The sequence below is a fragment of the Mesorhizobium sp. LNJC394B00 genome, from assembly GCF_000502555.1.
In the GTDB taxonomy this organism is placed as follows: domain Bacteria; phylum Pseudomonadota; class Alphaproteobacteria; order Rhizobiales; family Rhizobiaceae; genus Mesorhizobium.
In genome coordinates, this window is the sequence record NZ_AYWH01000006.1 from 157,403 (window position 1) to 173,457 (window position 16,055).

19 protein-coding genes are annotated in these 16,055 nt (G+C 61.4%); 10 read left to right on the forward strand and 9 right to left on the reverse strand.

Annotated features, from left to right (window positions below):
* Window positions 1-26: 26 nt before the first annotated feature.
* Together tsaD and X751_RS143990 are read left to right on the forward strand one after the other, a co-directional pair.
* Entirely contained in the window at window positions 27-1,112 is a 1,086-nt protein-coding gene (gene tsaD, locus X751_RS143995) for a tRNA (adenosine(37)-N6)-threonylcarbamoyltransferase complex transferase subunit TsaD (RefSeq protein WP_196815009.1), read from the forward strand.
* Complete coding sequence (locus tag X751_RS143990; protein ID WP_023745393.1) at window positions 1,109-2,125, forward strand: NAD(P)H-dependent glycerol-3-phosphate dehydrogenase; 1,017 nt, start codon at window positions 1,109-1,111, stop codon at window positions 2,123-2,125. The genes tsaD and X751_RS143990 overlap by 4 nt, the downstream gene beginning before the upstream one ends.
* On the opposite strand, the gene X751_RS143985 is transcribed toward X751_RS143990, so the two are convergent.
* Window positions 2,122-3,816, reverse strand: coding sequence for a hypothetical protein (locus X751_RS143985; RefSeq protein WP_198022456.1), 1,695 nt, complete (start codon window positions 3,814-3,816; stop codon window positions 2,122-2,124). The genes X751_RS143990 and X751_RS143985 overlap by 4 nt on opposite strands.
* Before the next feature lie 313 nt (window positions 3,817-4,129).
* On the opposite strand from X751_RS143985, the gene X751_RS0133785 reads away from it, so the two are divergent.
* Window positions 4,130-4,978, forward strand: coding sequence for a methyltransferase domain-containing protein (locus X751_RS0133785; RefSeq protein ID WP_155923597.1), 849 nt, complete (start codon window positions 4,130-4,132; stop codon window positions 4,976-4,978).
* Between the two features lie 53 nt (window positions 4,979-5,031).
* Here X751_RS0133785 and X751_RS143980 read toward each other — a convergent pair whose 3' ends face one another.
* From X751_RS143980 to X751_RS143965, 4 genes are all read right to left on the reverse strand, one after another.
* The gene (locus tag X751_RS143980) at window positions 5,032-5,655 is read right to left on the reverse strand and encodes a class I SAM-dependent methyltransferase (RefSeq protein ID WP_023745395.1); all 624 of its coding nucleotides are present in this window, start codon (window positions 5,653-5,655) and stop codon (window positions 5,032-5,034) included.
* Between the two features lie 2 nt (window positions 5,656-5,657).
* Window positions 5,658-6,152: a GtrA family protein gene (locus X751_RS143975; RefSeq protein WP_081726168.1), complete on the reverse strand. Its 495-nt coding sequence runs from the start codon at window positions 6,150-6,152 to the stop codon at window positions 5,658-5,660.
* A gap of 4 nt (window positions 6,153-6,156) precedes the next feature.
* On the reverse strand, window positions 6,157-7,077 hold the full coding sequence (locus tag X751_RS143970) for a glycosyltransferase (protein WP_031247151.1): 921 nt from the start codon (window positions 7,075-7,077) through the stop codon (window positions 6,157-6,159).
* Window positions 7,078-7,150: 73 nt separating this feature from the next.
* Window positions 7,151-8,380, reverse strand: a complete 1,230-nt coding sequence (locus tag X751_RS143965; RefSeq protein ID WP_023745397.1) for a glycosyltransferase family 2 protein — start codon at window positions 8,378-8,380, stop codon at window positions 7,151-7,153.
* A gap of 388 nt (window positions 8,381-8,768) precedes the next feature.
* Between X751_RS143965 and X751_RS143960 the strand changes: the two genes are divergently transcribed.
* From X751_RS143960 to X751_RS143945, 4 genes are all read left to right on the forward strand, one after another.
* Entirely contained in the window at window positions 8,769-9,065 is a 297-nt protein-coding gene (locus X751_RS143960) for a YciI-like protein (RefSeq protein ID WP_023687732.1), read from the forward strand.
* Between the two features lie 87 nt (window positions 9,066-9,152).
* On the forward strand, window positions 9,153-9,578 hold the full coding sequence (locus X751_RS143955; RefSeq protein WP_023683904.1) for an EVE domain-containing protein: 426 nt from the start codon (window positions 9,153-9,155) through the stop codon (window positions 9,576-9,578).
* On the forward strand, window positions 9,533-10,231 hold the full coding sequence (locus tag X751_RS143950) for a methyltransferase (RefSeq protein WP_023702382.1): 699 nt from the start codon (window positions 9,533-9,535) through the stop codon (window positions 10,229-10,231). Before X751_RS143955 ends, X751_RS143950 begins: the two co-directional genes overlap by 46 nt.
* A 105-nt stretch (window positions 10,232-10,336) precedes the next feature.
* On the forward strand, window positions 10,337-10,756 hold the full coding sequence (locus tag X751_RS143945; RefSeq protein WP_023702381.1) for a DUF1761 domain-containing protein: 420 nt from the start codon (window positions 10,337-10,339) through the stop codon (window positions 10,754-10,756).
* A 15-nt stretch (window positions 10,757-10,771) separates the two neighbouring features.
* Here the strand turns inward: X751_RS143945 and gcvA are convergent, their stop codons facing one another.
* Window positions 10,772-11,692, reverse strand: a complete 921-nt coding sequence (gene gcvA, locus X751_RS143940; protein WP_023702380.1) for a transcriptional regulator GcvA — start codon at window positions 11,690-11,692, stop codon at window positions 10,772-10,774.
* Window positions 11,693-11,827: 135 nt separating this feature from the next.
* Here gcvA and X751_RS143935 point away from each other — a divergent pair, with 135 nt between their 5' ends.
* On the forward strand, window positions 11,828-12,067 hold the full coding sequence (locus X751_RS143935; RefSeq protein WP_023670491.1) for a hypothetical protein: 240 nt from the start codon (window positions 11,828-11,830) through the stop codon (window positions 12,065-12,067).
* 141 nt (window positions 12,068-12,208) lie between these two features.
* On the opposite strand, the gene X751_RS143930 is transcribed toward X751_RS143935, so the two are convergent.
* Complete coding sequence (locus X751_RS143930; RefSeq protein ID WP_196813612.1) at window positions 12,209-12,745, reverse strand: L,D-transpeptidase; 537 nt, start codon at window positions 12,743-12,745, stop codon at window positions 12,209-12,211.
* Between the two features lie 145 nt (window positions 12,746-12,890).
* Here X751_RS143930 and X751_RS143925 point away from each other — a divergent pair, with 145 nt between their 5' ends.
* Window positions 12,891-13,574: a response regulator transcription factor gene (locus X751_RS143925; protein WP_023670493.1), complete on the forward strand. Its 684-nt coding sequence runs from the start codon at window positions 12,891-12,893 to the stop codon at window positions 13,572-13,574.
* Window positions 13,575-13,751: 177 nt separating this feature from the next.
* Entirely contained in the window at window positions 13,752-14,207 is a 456-nt protein-coding gene (locus X751_RS143920; RefSeq protein WP_023670494.1) for a cyclic nucleotide-binding domain-containing protein, read from the forward strand.
* Between the two features lie 164 nt (window positions 14,208-14,371).
* Here the strand turns inward: X751_RS143920 and xth are convergent, their stop codons facing one another.
* Together xth and X751_RS143910 are read right to left on the reverse strand one after the other, a co-directional pair.
* Window positions 14,372-15,178: an exodeoxyribonuclease III gene (xth, locus tag X751_RS143915; RefSeq protein WP_023670495.1), complete on the reverse strand. Its 807-nt coding sequence runs from the start codon at window positions 15,176-15,178 to the stop codon at window positions 14,372-14,374.
* A gap of 196 nt (window positions 15,179-15,374) precedes the next feature.
* Complete coding sequence (locus X751_RS143910) at window positions 15,375-16,055, reverse strand: outer membrane lipoprotein carrier protein LolA (RefSeq protein ID WP_023670496.1); 681 nt, start codon at window positions 16,053-16,055, stop codon at window positions 15,375-15,377.

The following is a 16,055-nucleotide window of genomic DNA, read 5'->3' on the forward strand; positions in this document are numbered from 1 at the left end:
CAATCTCTGGAGATAGCGACGAATTGATCCGCGTTCTGGGCATTGAGACGAGTTGCGACGAGACCGCCGCCAGCGTGGTGACGCTGGACGGCGATTCCGTGCCGGTGATTGCGTCCAACATCGTGCTCAGCCAGATCGAGGAGCACGCCGCCTTCGGCGGCGTCGTGCCGGAGATCGCCGCGCGCGCCCATGTCGAGGCGCTGGACGGCATTGTCGAGGCCGCTCTTGCGGATTCGGGCGTAGCCCTGGCCGACATCGACGCCATTGCCGCCACTGCGGGCCCCGGCCTGGTCGGCGGGCTGATCGTCGGCCTGATGACGGCCAAGGCGATTGCAGCGGCCGCCGGCAAGCCGCTGATCGCCATCAACCATCTCGAAGGCCACGCACTGACCGCAAGGCTGACCGACGGGCTCGACTTTCCCTATTTGCTGCTGCTGGTTTCCGGCGGCCACACCCAGATCGTCGCCGTGCGCGGCGTCGGCGACTACCAGCGCTGGGCGACGACCATCGACGACGCGCTCGGCGAAGCTTTCGACAAGACGGCCAAAATGCTCGGCCTGCCCTATCCCGGCGGCCCGAACGTCGAAAAGGCGGCAATGTCGGGCGATGCGACGCGCTTTGCCTTTCCGCGGCCGATGAGGGGCTCGGCGCAGCCCGATTTCTCCTTCTCCGGCCTCAAGACCGCCGTGCGCCAGGCGGCGACCGCCATCCAGCCGCTAAGCGAGCAGGATGTCGCCGACATCTGCGCTTCGTTCCAGGCGGCGGTAGCCGACGTACTTGGCGACCGCGTGGCCCGCGCGCTGGCCCGCTTCCGCGACGAATTTCCGGACAAGGCCGAGCCGGCGCTGGTCGTTGCCGGTGGCGTCGCCGCCAACAGAGCGATCAAGGCGACGCTGCAGAAGCAGTGCGCCGAGGCCGGCTTCGCCTTTGTCGCGCCGCCGCTCAAACTGTGCACCGACAACGCGGCGATGATCGCCTGGGCCGGCATCGAGCGGTTGCGGGCAGGCCTGTCTCAAGAGAACGGCTTCGATTTCGTGCCGCGTTCGCGCTGGCCGCTGGACAGCATTTCGGCCCCGATGGTCGGCTCCGGCCGGCGCGGAGCAAAAGCATGAGCGCCGGCAACACAAGCGGCAGGGACAGAACCGGCTGGCGCGTCGCCGTGCTCGGCGGCGGCGCCTGGGGCACGGCGCTGGCGCTGGCGATGCTGCGCGCCGGTCACGATGTCCGGCTCTACGCCCGCGACGAAGAGACTGTTTCCGCGATCCGCCGCGGCGAGAACCCGCGTTATCTCCCCGGCATCGCCATTGAAACAGGCATTGCGGCGACGAGCGATATCGGCACGGCCCTGACCGATGCCGATTGCGCGCTGGCCGTGGCGCCGGCGCAGGCGCTGCGCGCCATGCTGACGACGGCAAAGCCCCATATGCCGAAAGGCATCCCGCTGGTTCTCTGCGCCAAAGGCATCGAGCGCGACACCGGCGCGCTGCTGTCGGCGATCGTTGGTGAGATCCTGCCCGAAACTCCGGTTTCGGCCTTGTCCGGTCCGAGCTTTGCCGCCGATGTGGCCAGGGGTCTGCCGACCGCTGTCGTGGTTGCTGCCCCCGACGACGCCTTGGCGGCCGAGCTTGCCGCGCGCTTTTCGGCGCAGAATCTGCGCTGCTATTCCAGCGACGATTTGATCGGCGTCGAGATTGGTGGCGCTTTGAAGAATGTCTTCGCCATTGCCGCTGGCGCCGTCACCGGCGCTGGGCTCGGCGCCAGCGCGCAGGCCGCCATGGTGACACGCGGCTTCGTCGAACTGCGCCGCATCGGGGCATCCTTCGGCGCCAAGCCGGAGACGCTGATGGGGCTTTCCGGCCTCGGCGACCTTTTGCTCACCTGCTCTTCGGCCCAGTCGCGCAATTTCGCCTATGGGCTGGCGCTGGGGCAAGGCAAGCCCTTGGCCGGACTGCCGCTCGCCGAAGGCGTGCCGACGGCGGCGATCGCCGCCCGCATCGCCACCGAGCGCGACATCGACGCGCCGATCATCGCTGCGGTGTCGGCGATACTGGACGGCACGATCACCATTCGGCAGGCTGTCACGGCATTGATGACCCGGCCGCTGAAGACCGAAACCGGTATTTAATTGTAAACTCCCGTGAACAGCTCGGCATTGTCCCCGCCAGGCACGATGCGGTTTTCATAGTCACCTTCCGGCAGCAGCAGTGCCTCGGCTGGACCGTTGCGCAGGACAACGTCGCTGGTACCTGCCTCCAAGGATAGGGGCGAAGAATGCGAGGTGCCGTTTATCTCGACCTCGCCGTCTGCAAGCTCCCCGCTGGTCGTGTACAGGCTGTATCGTCCGGCGACAGGCACCTTGAAAACGACCGGACGACCGGAATAGAGGCGACGACCAGCCATTCTGATGTTGGGAGCGATCTGGACGTAGCTGTCGCGGATGAGAGGCGCGATGACGGTATCGATCAAATCCATGCGATATGACCAGAGGACCATCTTGGGCGGGGAATCCGAGAGAACTTTGTAGGCTTCCGATTGCCTGCCTTCCTGCAATGTTTTCAAGACATAATGCTGGTCGAGCCAGAGTGTGGAGGGCTCCTGTCGATTGGGCAGCATGGCGATGCCGTCGAAATACTTCTCATCCGGTGCGAGCAAAGATTCCGCGCGCGAGACCAGTTCAAGCTGGGTCTGATTGTTGAGGCGTAGGTAAACGACATTGCTCGCGTAGCTCATGGCGATGGCTGTGATCAGCACCGCGAGGACAGGAACCCGGTAGCGCGCGTGGGTTGCGGTGCTGTCGAGAAGCTCCAACGACCAGAGCGCAACGAACGGCAACGCCATGATGAAGACATAAGGCCAGGGCTGGTCGTGCGTGAATACCAGCACCGTGATGACGAGTGAAAAGATCAGCGCAATTCGCCTTCGACCATCGAGTTTCATGATCCGCATCAGTGACAGGGCCATACCGGAGAAACAGATCCCGTAAAGAAGGGCGTTCCGCGCCAGTGTCTGTAACACGAACTGCCTCAGTCCCCCATAGTCACCGCCTCCACGCGTCGCAATCTCGACCGGGCCAAGTATAAGGTTTTTGGCCGCGAGAACAGGGGCTCCTCCACCGAAGATCAAGCAATAGACGATTATCGGAACGGCCCATCCAAGCACGAGCCACCCTCCGCGAACCGCCCCTGTTGCGTAGCGTCTCATCAAGGCTGCGTCAGCAACAAGGCCGATGCCGAGCGCAACGTTGAAGTAGACCGATTTCTGAGTGATGACGAAGGCAAGGCCACTTAGCATGCCGGCGGCAACAAGCTGCCTTGCCCTCAACCCAGGTGCGCGCAGGACAACCAGCAACGCCGCCACGGCGAAGAACACTGCCGGCGGTTCGGCGATGGTACGAAAGATGCGCTCCATGAAATTCGAAAAGCACAGGAGAACGAGGACGATCGTCAAAGCGCGCACGCGATCCTCGCCCAGAGCGCGAGCGCATGCGTAGATCAAAGAGATCGTCCCGCAGGCCAGCAATGCAGTCTGCATGCGGCCAGCAAGCAGAATCGACGTGGCACTCCAGCCGATCAGATGAGCAATCTCATAAAAAGCCGCATAGCCGACCGCCTTGGGATGCCAGATCGTATCGAACAGGCCGTTGGAGAAATATTTCGCCCATCCGAGTTGGACGAATTCATCCATGACGAAGCGGATGTTCCAAGCCAGAACGAACAGCAAGATGATCTTGAGTGCGATCAGGATATGCAGAAAAGTTGTTGTTGGGCGCTGCCCGAGAGCGAACAGCTTGTTTGGTCCCGGCTCCTGCGTATTCAAGACAACCCCCTCGATCGTGCCCAGGCAGACCAACGCCAGGCGTGCTGCCTCGCTGGGCACAACGCCCTTCATCCTCAGACAACAACTTCGAGGCCGGCAGCTCCGCTTGGCGAAGCATGGTTCCACCGCAGTTAATTTTCCGACACTGTGCGGAACTGAAGCCGTCGCGCTTCGGATTCTTGCAGCGCTCCGCTCCAGCCTGTCTATACGTAGCGGACTTTAGCCGCTGTTAGCCTTTTGCTTGCTAAGAAGCGTTACGTTCAGACACGGCAACCTGCCTCTGCGACAATGCGGAGGCTTGAAAGGACATCGCGTGCTACAACCCAAGATGGCATCGGGCCTCGTCTGCCCAGTCTGCTATTCCAGGCTTGGCACAAGCCCGGCTGCCCTGACCTGCGAATCTTGCCCTGCCGCCTATCCCGTGCACAAAGGCGTTCCGTTCTTTGTCGAGTCGCCGGTGAGGGAGGGCTTCGACGCTAGCTTCCATGAAGAGGCGTATGACGGTACCAGCACGCGCGCCCGAATGTACAATTCGCTGAAGCAGGTCATCACCAGCGAATATTCACCTCACGACACGCTGAATTCGTTTCTTGCGTCGATACCTCAGGGCTCGATGGTCGTGGAGTTCGGCTCCGGCGCACGGCGCGTCCGCCCCGATGTCCTCAACATTGACCTGTTCCCCACCCCGAACGTCGATCTGGTTGCTAATGTCGAGCACACGCCGCTTGCGAGCGATTCCATTGACGTCGTCATTCTGGACAGCGTGATCGAGCATGTTCCCAATCCGGCAGCGGTCGTCGATGAAGTGTTCCGTGTCCTGAAGCCGGGCGGAACGCTGCTCTGCATCAACCCTTTCTTGTTCCCCTATCACGGCTATCCCGCCCACTACTGCAACTTCACAAAGGATGGGATCGAGCAGCTTCTGCAGCGGTTCGCAAGGGTGGAGGTCCAGACGCATCAAGGACCGACAAGCGCGATCGTCAACATCCTTTCGGAATATATCGGCGTCGTTATCGGTCGAGAGAACCGAACCCGCTACATGATAGCGAAAGCCGCAATCCTGACGCTGACATTCCCGTTGAAGTTTATCGATAAATTTCTGGTCGATCGCCCGGAGAGTCACCGGATCGCCAGCATGCTCAGCACCATCGCGACCAAATAGCGTGTCGTTGATCCGCGCTTACCGCCCGTGACACGCCGGGATCCACCCATCTGCTACCAGCTGAGCAGTTCACAATAATTCGGCCGGTCCGGTGATGCCGATACTCTCTTTGCCGTCGGGAAATGCCGCTTTGCCATGGCCGCGAAGTCCGAACGCGAAAACAAGACGACATGCTTGTCTCCGGTAATGTGCCGGTCCGCAAGAAGCGACAAGGTGGCGCGTATTCCACCAGGCTCGATGTCCTTGAGGATGATCTTCCGGCAGGCCCAGCGTTCGCAACTGTTGGCCAGCGATTTGAAGAACGCCTCGCGCCGATCCACCGGTACATGATGAATGACGTCGGAAATCGTGACGACATCGTAAGACCCTTGCACGCTGGAAAGGTCCGTCGCGGGCAGAAGTTCGACCTTCGCCCGATTTGCGTTGCTTAGAAACGCACCGATCGAAGGGGCGAGATCGCACATCGTAATCCTCAGGTCGGGGCGCTGATCGAGCAGCCGGTCGACGAGCGCTCCATCGCCGCCGCCGATATCCAAAACCTTCGCGCCGTTCGGCAATTCGCGATCGAGAAAATCCGCGATTACATTGAGATTGACGAAAACACGACGGTAGACGTCTCCGACCGGCTTGAAATGGCGGCCAAGAGCCCTGCGTATGATCTGACCTGGCGGTAACATTCTTATTCCTCGTTTCCCGCAAATTGCTGTGTGGCTGGGCGAGACGATGCCGTCGGCGCGGTGGCGGGCCGCAGATTGAACCGTGACAAGATCGCCAGGTGCGCAACGACAACGTTCCAGATGAGCAATGCGACGGTGGCGATCGGAGACGCAATCGCAACACCAAGGCCAAGCCAGGAACAGAGAAGCACCATCATGGCTACCGAGATCGGGTAGGCCGCAGCCACGCCTGCCGCAAAACGCGCAAATGCCTTGAAGCGTAGCGGTTTGCCGAAGGTGAACCAGCTGTGCAGAGCGTAGCCGGTCGGCGTCACCGCCAGGAATGAAATCATGATGCCCAGCAGGTAGTGCCTGCCCAGCTGATCGACCGTAATCATGATGACATTGTGCGCAATTGCGCATATCGCTCCCACCACAATGTACCGCCATCCCCGTTCCAGAAGCGGTCTTTCGCTCTGGTCCACTGGGATGTCGGCGATCCTGACAGAGCTGGACATTGCCTCAGAAAGCTCCTGTCAGTTTCGCGCGAAGCCGGCACATGACACGCTCACGCAGCCGCGAATCGCGCAAATAGCGCCTCAATCCCGTCGGCCCGAGCGACAGCATAATACGAGCGGCTCGAAGCAAGGCCTTCAAGTCGCCGGCTGACGCAGCCGCCAGCGACACATTAACGCTGATCGATGCCCGAGCAGCAGATTCGATCCGGCGCCGGCTGCGCGCCGAAAGCCGGTCCAAATGGCGCTCCAGGACAGTCTGCATTTGCGAACGGAATTCGTTCGCATCGCGCGATCCGGTTACGGTCAGCGAATCGCCATGAACCCGGAAGGCCGTGGTTATCTCCTGGTGATAAATGACGGGTCCGGCAACGGCGAGCTTCGCCCATATATCCCAATCAGCTGTATACCAGAGCCTCTCATCCATACCCCCGCATGCCAGCCACGCATTCCGACGAAATATCGGAGCAGGCACGGACACGAAATTCTGTACGAGAAGCCGTTCCAGCAAGAAGTCGGATTCGAGCACCTTGTCGCTCGGCAAGGGACAGTTCCAGCATCCCATTCCCCGGCCGTGGCGGTCGACGATCGCAGTCGGGGCCAAGTGAAGCGCTGCTTCGGGCAGGTCCTCGAGCCAGCGTCGCGTGGCCTCGATGCGCCCGGGCAACCAAAGGTCGTCTTGGTGGAGTATGCAGACATAGTCGGCGGCGGCCAGCTCAACGCCCAGATTGGTCTTCGCCTGCCAGGGCGCTAGATCCTTTCGCCGCAGCAGCCGGAAGGCCGGCCGGTGGAGAAATCGCTCGACAATGGCGGAAGTAGCGTTTGTCGGGCTGCTGTCGATGATGATTATCTCCAGGCCATCGCTCGGCTCTGCAGCAAGCGAGTCAAGTGTCGCTCCAATCCATGCCGCCCCGTCATGGACCGGCATGACAACCGACAGAAAAGGCTTTGCGGCCGAGCCGCTTGCCGCTTGAATTTCCGCTCGCAAGGCTGCTGGAGGGCTAGAGCTCACGTCTGCTACTCAACGTATCAAGCAGCAATTTGAGCACGAAGCCGGACAGCACCATCGACATGCCGGCCACGCAGATGGTGGTGACTACAAAGGTCAGGTGCACCGATTGCTCCATGGGGCCGCCAATAAGAATCCAATGTAGCGCGAGTGAACCATCGGCCGCGAAGCCGGTTGCCGCGAGTACGCCACCGGAAAAAACCAGCCATTCCAAAGGCCGGCCGCGCGTCAGCCATGGCACAATTCGACCGCTGTAGACCGGGTGGTAGATGGCGATTGCCACCTTTGCCAGCATACCGAACAGGATCGCTGAAAGGCCAATCAACGTCGCCATGGCCGAAAGCGCGACGAAGTGAATTCCAAAGTACCATCCGCCGATGCGAACAGGCCCAGCCGCGAGAACGGCAAGGCCGGCAATGCCAGCGATCAACAAGGTCAGCCCAGGCACGAGATACATGGTATCGGGCGCATGGGCTATGATCAGCCGCAGATGTCGCCAACCGTCCCGGAAGGAACGCAGATGCGGCGCGCGGTTGCGCTTGTCGGGGTAGAGCTTGATCGGCACTTCACGAATGGCGAGCCCGGCGCGATGCGCATTGATGATCATTTCCGAAGCGAATTCCATCCCTGGCGAGCGCGCGCCGATTTTTAGAAATGCCTCGCGCGTGAAACCGCGCATGCCGCAATGGAAGTCGCGGACCGGAGAGTTGTGCAAACAGCGAGCGATGGTGGAAAGGACAGGATTGCCGAGGTAGCGATGCAACGATGGCATGGCGCCCGGCTGGATCCCGCCGGCGAACCGGTCGCCCATCACAAGTTCCGCACCCTGTTCCAACGCATCGACGAAATCGCCGAGCTGGCTCCAATCGTAGGAATCATCGGCATCCGCCATGATGAGATATTTGCCTTCGGCCGCTTCGACCGCGGCACTGATTGCCGCGCCATAGCCCTTTACCGGCTGATGAACGACCCGCGCTCCCAGCTTTTGCGCAATCTCCACCGACTTGTCCGCGGATCCATTGTCGCCAACGACGACTTCCCCCTTGATGCCGCGCATCGAGAAGGCATTGAAGGCTTTGCGAATGCAAATGCCGAGCGTCAGTTCCTCGTTCAGGCAAGGAATGATTGCAGAGACGAGAACACGCTCGGTCCCCATGCCGGCCGTGAAAGCAAGCGCGACGTCGTCGATCCGAACCGTCGTGTTGCGCGCGATGCTCTCCATTGCGACCTCTATTCAGGCGTTCTGAGCAGACCAGCCCATTTCACAATTGACTTGCTGGAGTGTTGCGTATCGAAAATTGATTATTTTTGAATTTACGAAATACTCGGTAGTGGATTTATAGGCGGCGGCAAGCAAAGCTGGTGCGCTGTTGTGGTGCGCGACGCAGCCTGTCGCCTTCGTCCACTCTTTCGGCGAAGCGGGTTGCGTTTGTGATTTTCATCAACCCAGGACTGTCAACTATTTCAACGCCTTGGCTTGAGCCATAGCGGAGATTCAATGCGTCGAGAGATCGTCATTTGGCATTGACCCGAAGCCAGCATAAAAGCAAAACCGCGATTTCGGCAGTTCAAGCGAGCTGTTGTCGCAATCCCAAAACGGAGTTTTAAAAATGCTGTTTGCGTTGATTTGCAAGGACAAGCCGGGCAGCCTGCAGGTGCGGGTCGATACGCGGCCGGTCCACGTCGCCTTTCTCGAACGCCTGAACGCCGACAACAAACTGGCCTTTGCCGGCCCGTTCCTCGACGCCGAGGGCAAGCCCAATGGCAGCCTCGTCGTCGTGGAAGCGCCCGACCTCGCCGGTGCGCAGGCGCTGTCGGCTGCCGACCCCTACGCCAAGGCCGGGCTGTTCGAAAGTGTCGAAATCCGCCAGTGGAACTGGACCTTCAACAAGCCGGCGGCTAGTTAGTTCCGGCGGCGCCTAGAGCGATCCCAGGAAAAGTGTGTAACGGTTTTCCGTCCGGAATTGCGCAAAAATAGTAGTTGGAGCAAAGACATGAACTACTGGCTGTTCAAATCCGAACCTTCGGTCTTCTCCTTCGAGGCGCTGAAGGCCAAGGGCAAGGCCGGCACGCAGTGGGACGGCGTGCGCAACTATGCAGCGCGCAACAACATGAAGGCGATGCAGATCGGCGATCTCGGCTTCTTCTATCACTCCAATGAAGGGCTGAACGTCGTCGGCATTGCCGAAGTCTGCGGGCTTGCCCATCCCGACAGCACCACCGACGATCCGCGCTGGGAATGCGTCGACATCCGCGCCTTCAAGGACGTGCCGAACCCGCCGACGCTGGAGCAGGTCAAGGCCAATCCGAAGCTTGCCGAGATGGCGCTGGTGCGGCTTGGACGGCTTTCCGTACAGCCGGTGACGCCGGCCGAATGGAAGGAAGTCTGCCGCATGGGCGGCCTGACGCCGGCTCCGTGACGGTCCTTACGCCGAACAGCGCGAAAAAGTTCATTCTCGACAACACGGCGCTTATGTCGCCGCCGCATGTGCCGGAGATTGTCCTCAATCTGGCCGACGAAGCGCATGACCTCTGGCAGCGCACGGAGAACGAGCTGATCGAAATCGGCCTGCCGCCACCGTTCTGGGCCTTTGCCTGGGCCGGCGGTCAGGGCCTTGCCCGCTACGTGCTGGACAATCCGTCGGATGTGCGGGGCAAACGCGTGCTCGACTTCGCCTCCGGCTCCGGCCTTGTCGCCATCGCCGCCGCCAAGGCGGGTGCGGCGCACGTGATCGCCGCCGACATCGACCCGTTCTGCGAAACGGCGATCCGCCTCAACGCAGAGGCCAATGGCGTTGCCATCGACTTTTGCGGCACGGACTGCATCGGCACCGACGCCGGCTGGGACGTGGTACTGGCGGGCGACGTCTTCTACGACAAATCCTTCGCCGACACGCTGATGCCGTGGTTTTCGACACTGAAGGCGCGCGGCGCTGACATCCTCGTCGGCGATCCGGGCCGCTCCTACATGCCGAAGGCGGGACTGGAGCCGCTCGCCGTCTACGAAGTGGCGGTGACGCGGGCGCTGGAGGACGCCCTTGTCAAGCGCACCACGGTGTGGCGCTTCGCTTGACGGCATTGCCGAACAGGCGTTCCATCGCGCATTGATTTGAAGAATACGCATGTCGTTATCCCAGAACCGTCAGGCTTTGGGCTGCATGCTTGAGGGGAGGACTTTATGGATTTTTCAGTGGTGAACTGGCTGGCGGTGGTTGTCGCGGCCGTCGCGGCGTGGCTGTTTGGCGCGGTCTGGTACACGGTCCTCAGCAAGCCTTGGATGAGGGCGGCCAGGATCGATCCGTCAACGTCAAAGAAATCAATATTGCCCTTCATCATCTCCTTCATCGCCGAGCTGATCATGGCGCTGGTCTTGGCCTTGGTCGTCGGCGCGATGACGGGCGGCGAGCCGGTCCTTGTCGCAGGGCTGGTCTTCGGCTTCGTCCTCTGGCTGGGTTTCGTCGCCACGACGCTGACGGCCAACCATAGCTATGAGAATTTCGGCTGGGACCTGACCCTGATCGACGGCGGCCACTGGCTCGGCGTGCTGTTGATCATCGGCGCGGTGATCGGCTGGTTCGGGACGCCGGTCGCCGGCTGAGGCCTGCAGAAGTCGTCAGGTCTGCGTCCTGGCGACTTCGTCGAGGATCCATTCGCGGAAAGCGATGATGCGCGGATCGTTGGCAGTGCTCTCGGGATAGACCAGGAAGTAGCCGAACTCCGGCCCCACGCGCAGACCGAGTTCAAAGGGCTGCACCAGCCTTCCCTGGGAAAGGTCGTTTGCCACCATGGCGAACTCGGCGAGCGCCACGGCATTGCCGTCGAGCGCCGCCTGCACGGCATCGGTAGAGGTTCCAAACACGATAGTCCGGCTGTCGTCGAAATCGTTGATGCCGGCCGCCGCCATCCACATGCGCCAGTTCGGCCATGTCACGCCTTGGCGCGACCATTCGATATGGGCAAGCGTGTGGTTGAAGAGGTCGCGCGGTTCGCGCAGCGACGGGCCGGAGGTCAGCAGGCTCGGGCTGCACACCGGAATGAGGATGTTGTCGAACAGGCGATGGGCGCGAAGCCCCGGATACTTGCCGACCCCGAACCGGATGCCGACATCGACGTCGTCGAGTTCGAAATCGCGCACTTCGTAGCCGATGTCGAACCTCAGCTCGATACTGGGCTGAAGTTTGCGAAAATCGTCGACGCGCCGCATCAGCCATTTTGACGCGAACTGCGCGTCGAGCGTTACCTTCAGCAATGCCGTGCCGCGCGTCAGCTTGCGCGCCCGCGACACCGCCCGGTTGAGCAGGTCGAGCGCATCGATCGAGGCCTCGAACAGCACCGTACCTGCCTCGGTCAACCGGATGGTACGACTGGTTCGCGTGAACAGCACCAGCCCGAGCTGATCCTCGATTTCCTTGATCTGGTGGCTGACCGCCGCCGGCGTCAGCCCGAGCTCGTCGGCAGCGCGGGTGAAATTGAGGTGGCGGGCGGCGGCTTCCAGAGTCCTCAGCGCGCGCGTTCCGGGCAACAGACGGGACATCAACGTATCCTCAAATAAAACTTGACGATCTGAAAAGAACTACTCGTTTCTCTCATGGATTTCAATGCGGCATGATGCATCCATCGAAACACCATCAAGCCGGATTTGATATCCGGCGGAACACGGGAGCGCATCATGTCCATCTTCGTTTTGAACTCGCCAGCAGCTCGCTCGAACTGGTTGCATGCCGTAACGGACTGGCTTCGCCAGGCGAAAGTCGCCATCAACCTGCCGCGCCAGGACGTGGAGGATCTGTCGGATCGCCAGTTGCGCGACGTCGGCGCGCAGCGCAAGGACGTGACGCGGGCCGTGGACCGGGAACTCGGCCGGCTTGGATTGCTGGACACTGGGTGGCAGAAGCCGAGAAGGCGTTAGGCAATGGTGAGTAGTGAGTAGTGAGTAGTGAAGGATTGAAACGACGCCGAGACCATCCTACTCCCTACTCCCTACTCCCTACTCCCTACTCCCTACTCCCTACTCCCTACTCCCTACTCCCTACTCCCTACTCCCTACTCCCTACCTCACCACCCTCACCACCGTCCGGTCCGACACCAGCGGCAACAGCCGCGCCATTGTCCGCGCTGTCACCGCCACGCAGCCTTGCGTCGGTGTGAAGCCTGGGCGCGCCAGATGGAAGAAGATGGCGCTGCCACGGCCGCGCCGGCGCGGCGCCATGTTCCAGTCGAGCACCAGGCAGGCGTCATAGAGGCGGTCGTCGCGCCGCATTCGCTCATGGCTGGCGCCATAGGGGATTTTCACCGGCCGGTTGTAGTTGCGGTCGTCCGGCACCTCGCACCAGCCGAGATCGGCGCCGATCGGCGCCATCGCCAGCCGGGTTTTGCGGCCGGCCGCGAAATGATCGCCCCGAAAATATCCTGACAAAATCCGCATCTCGCCAAGCGGCGTCGCACCGTCGCCTTCGCGCTTGTTGGCTGAGATGCCGCCGCGTCCGAGCGCGCAGGCAAACACCTTGCTGCCGGCCTGCAATATCCCCTGGCTGGGGTTGCCCGGCCTCGCCCGAACCACCAGCACACGCAGCCCTTTCGGCAAAATTGCGCCGGCTGCATTGCGATCGCGTTTTTTCTTGTATGATCGTGTCACGGAACAAATCACTGTGATCGGACTGTTGCGCCGGTCAGCTTCCGCATAAATGGGGGGCGGTCAACTGAAAATTCTTTTCAAAACAATGGATTGATCCATGACATCACGTACCATTCTGATCGTTGACGACGATGACGACCTGCGCGGAACCCTCGTCGAGCAACTGGCCCTTTACGAAGAATTCGACGTCTTGCAGGAAGCGACCGCCGCCAAAGGCGTCGCCGCGGCGCGCGGCGGGCTCATCGACCTACTCATCATGGATGTCGGGCTGCCCGACATGGATGGCCGCGAGGCGGTGAAGATCCTGCGCAAGGGCGGCTACAAGGCGCCGATCATCATGCTGACCGGCCACGATACCGATTCCGACACGATTCTGGGCCTCGAGGCGGGCGCCAACGACTATGTCACCAAGCCGTTCCGCTTCGCCGTGCTGCTCGCCCGCATACGCGCACAACTGCGCCAGCACGAGCAGAGCGAGGACGCCACCTTTTCGGTCGGGCCCTACACGTTCAAGCCCAGCCAGAAGCTTCTGATCGACCAGCGCGGCGGCAAGGTGCGGCTGACCGAGAAGGAAGCCTCGATCATCAAATATCTCTATCGAGCCGACCAGAAGGTGGTCACGCGCGACGTCCTGCTTGAGGAAGTGTGGGGCTACAATTCCGGCGTCACCACGCACACGCTCGAAACTCACGTCTACCGGCTGCGCCAGAAGATCGAGCGCGATCCTTCCAATGCTGAAATTCTTGTGACAGAAAGCGGCGGCTACAAGCTGGTTCCTTAAACTTTTCATTGTTCAATAGGCGGTCGGGGCGGGACTGTTTCGGGGAGGATCCGGCTGGGGGAGCCTGGATCGGCCCGCTGCGCAGATTGAAGTGTTAGAGCGTCCTTTGCGCGTTCAATTGGACGCGCGGCGCTCTAAGGGAGGGATTGGACTGACCGTTCGGGGACGCAGCTAGAGATGGCGCTGGATGACGACATCCGCATCCTGTCCGCCGTGAAGCTCTTTGAGGGTTTCACGCAGGAACAGCTGCGCCTGCTCGCCTTCGGCGCCGAAGCCACCCATCTGCAGGCCGACCGCAAGCTGTACCGCGAGGATGACGAAGCCGACTCGGCCTATATCGTGGTCAGTGGCCGCATCGTGCTCTACCGGGAGCATGATGGCGACCGCATCCCGATCGGCACCGCCGGCCCCGGCACGATCCTCAGCGAACTGGCGCTGATCGCCGACTCAAGACGGCTGACCAGCGCCTCGGCCGAGACCGATTCGGAAGTGATAAGGTTGAGCCGCAAGATGTTTCGCCGCATCCTGGAGGAATATCCCGAGGTGGCGGTGAAACTGCACCAGCGCATCCTCGATGATTTCCAGGCCATGATCGCCCGCATCGAGAAGCTGGCCCCAAGGTTTGGCGGGTAGGTCCCCGCGACCGCGCTCACGCTTGGGTGTGTCGAGATTCAGGTCAGGCCGAGTCGAAAATGGCTGATACCGAGAACCGGAGCGGAGCGTACTCAAAGTACGCGAGCACCGGAAGCGCAGGTATCGGCCATTTGCAGGCCGGCCTCACCTGAATATCGGCCCGCCTAATCCAGGTCGAACCGCGCAATCACCGGCACATGGTCCGAGGGCCGCTCCCAGCCACGCGCCTCTCGCAGGATCTCATAGCCGGCAAAGCTCGGCACCAGGTTCGGTGACGACCAGACATGGTCGAGCCGGCGGCCGCGGTTCGAGGCTTCCCAGTCCCGCGCGCGATAGCTCCACCAGGTGTAGAGCTTCTGCTCTGGCGGCACGTCGAGCCGCATCAGGTCGACCCAGTCGCCGGCGATCCGCATCGCGTCGAAATTTTGCGTCTCGACCGGCGTGTGGCTGACGACGTTGAGCAATTGCTTGTGCGACCAGACATCGTGCTCCTGCGGAGCGATGTTGAGGTCGCCGACCAGGATCGAGGCCGACACCTCGTCATGCGCGGCGCGGATGGCGTTCATCTCGGCAACGAAATCGAGCTTGTGGCGGAACTTGCGGTTGATCTCCGGATCGGGCTCGTCGCCGCCGGCCGGCACGTAGAAATTGTGGACCAGGATTGCCTTGCCGCCGGCCTGCACCTTGACCGACAGATGCCGGCTGTCATCGATCTCGCAGAAGCGCCGTTTCTCGACAATCTCGATCGGCCGCCGCGCCACCGTCGCAACGCCGTGATAGCCCTTCTGGCCATGGAATGCGATGTGCTCGTAGCCGGCCTTGCGGAACGCCTTTTCCGGAAACAGCTCGTCGGGAACCTTCGTCTCCTGCAGGCAAAGCACATCGGGCGCCTGCTCCGTCAGCAGCCGCTCGACGATCGGCATGCGCAGGCGCACGGAGTTGATGTTCCAGGTGGCGATGGAGAAGGGCATGCGGCGGTCCGAACAAGGTCGCCGATCTACTGCCAGCCTAGCGCCACAAACACAAGCCAGCCTTTGCGGGCGGCGGCTCTGATTCAGGTCAGGCCGAGTCGAATGGCGGTCTCCGAGAACCGGAGCGGAGCGTACTTAAACCACGTGAGCACCGGAAGCGCAGGAGATCGCCATTGGCAGGCCGGCCTCACCGCATCTAGCGCTGGTTGGTGTTCAGCTCGCGGTTCGCCGCATAGTCGATGGCAAAGGTGTCCGCAGGGAAGCTGACGCCTTCCTTGGTGTTGTAGATCATCACCGTGGTGTCCTTGCCCTGCGCGTCGGTGATGGTCCACTGGCGCAGATCATAGGATTTCGGATCGAACATCATAGTGATCTTCGAATTGCCGAACACCGACTTGTCGGCAAGCTGGATGGTGGTGAGGTCGCTCTCTTCCTTGATCGATTTCACGCGGCCCCCCGAGAGGTCGATCTTGGTGTCGAGCAACAGCTTCAGCGGCGTCTTCGACAACGGATAGAGATCGGACGTTTTCAGCCGCTTGTTGAGGATGACCACCGACTTGCCGTCGGAAATCACCCGGAAATTCGACTTGCCGTCATAGTTGAAGCGAATCTTGCCTGGCCGCTCAAGGAAGAACTTGCCGCCGGTCTGCTGGTTGTTGGGGCCGAACTGGACGAACTCGCCGCTCATCGATTTGACCGAGGAGAAATGGTCGGCGATCTTTTGCGCCGTCGGCGGCACCGCCGCCTGCGCCGAGGCCAGGAGCTGGAACCCCGGCACGACGTTGATGGCCGCGGCGCCGGCAAGCATCAGGCCAAGGCCGAGCAACTGGCGACGGTTTGGAGCGAAATCGCTGATCGCGGAAAGATCGTTTTTCAT

What these genes read in the sequence shown, in the direction of transcription:
- X751_RS143965 (WP_023745397.1), bottom strand. Translation starts at nt 8,380, where the DNA reads ATGGAGAGCATCGCGCGCAACACGACGGTTCGGATCGACGACGTCGCG.
- X751_RS143960 (WP_023687732.1), top strand. Translation starts at nt 8,769, where the DNA reads ATGCTGTTTGCGTTGATTTGCAAGGACAAGCCGGGCAGCCTGCAGGTG.
- X751_RS143910 (WP_023670496.1), bottom strand. Translation starts at nt 16,055, where the DNA reads ATGAAAAACGATCTTTCCGCGATCAGCGATTTCGCTCCAAACCGTCGC.
- X751_RS143970 (WP_031247151.1), bottom strand. Translation starts at nt 7,077, where the DNA reads ATGCCGGTCCATGACGGGGCGGCATGGATTGGAGCGACACTTGACTCG.
- gcvA (WP_023702380.1), bottom strand. Translation starts at nt 11,692, where the DNA reads ATGTCCCGTCTGTTGCCCGGAACGCGCGCGCTGAGGACTCTGGAAGCC.
- X751_RS143945 (WP_023702381.1), top strand. Translation starts at nt 10,337, where the DNA reads ATGGATTTTTCAGTGGTGAACTGGCTGGCGGTGGTTGTCGCGGCCGTC.
- xth (WP_023670495.1), bottom strand. Translation starts at nt 15,178, where the DNA reads ATGCCCTTCTCCATCGCCACCTGGAACATCAACTCCGTGCGCCTGCGC.
- X751_RS143955 (WP_023683904.1), top strand. Translation starts at nt 9,153, where the DNA reads ATGAACTACTGGCTGTTCAAATCCGAACCTTCGGTCTTCTCCTTCGAG.
- X751_RS143920 (WP_023670494.1), top strand. Translation starts at nt 13,752, where the DNA reads ATGGCGCTGGATGACGACATCCGCATCCTGTCCGCCGTGAAGCTCTTT.
- X751_RS143975 (WP_081726168.1), bottom strand. Translation starts at nt 6,152, where the DNA reads ATGTCCAGCTCTGTCAGGATCGCCGACATCCCAGTGGACCAGAGCGAA.
- X751_RS143990 (WP_023745393.1), top strand. Translation starts at nt 1,109, where the DNA reads ATGAGCGCCGGCAACACAAGCGGCAGGGACAGAACCGGCTGGCGCGTC.
- X751_RS143935 (WP_023670491.1), top strand. Translation starts at nt 11,828, where the DNA reads ATGTCCATCTTCGTTTTGAACTCGCCAGCAGCTCGCTCGAACTGGTTG.
- X751_RS143950 (WP_023702382.1), top strand. Translation starts at nt 9,533, where the DNA reads ATGGAAGGAAGTCTGCCGCATGGGCGGCCTGACGCCGGCTCCGTGACG.
- X751_RS143925 (WP_023670493.1), top strand. Translation starts at nt 12,891, where the DNA reads ATGACATCACGTACCATTCTGATCGTTGACGACGATGACGACCTGCGC.
- X751_RS143980 (WP_023745395.1), bottom strand. Translation starts at nt 5,655, where the DNA reads ATGTTACCGCCAGGTCAGATCATACGCAGGGCTCTTGGCCGCCATTTC.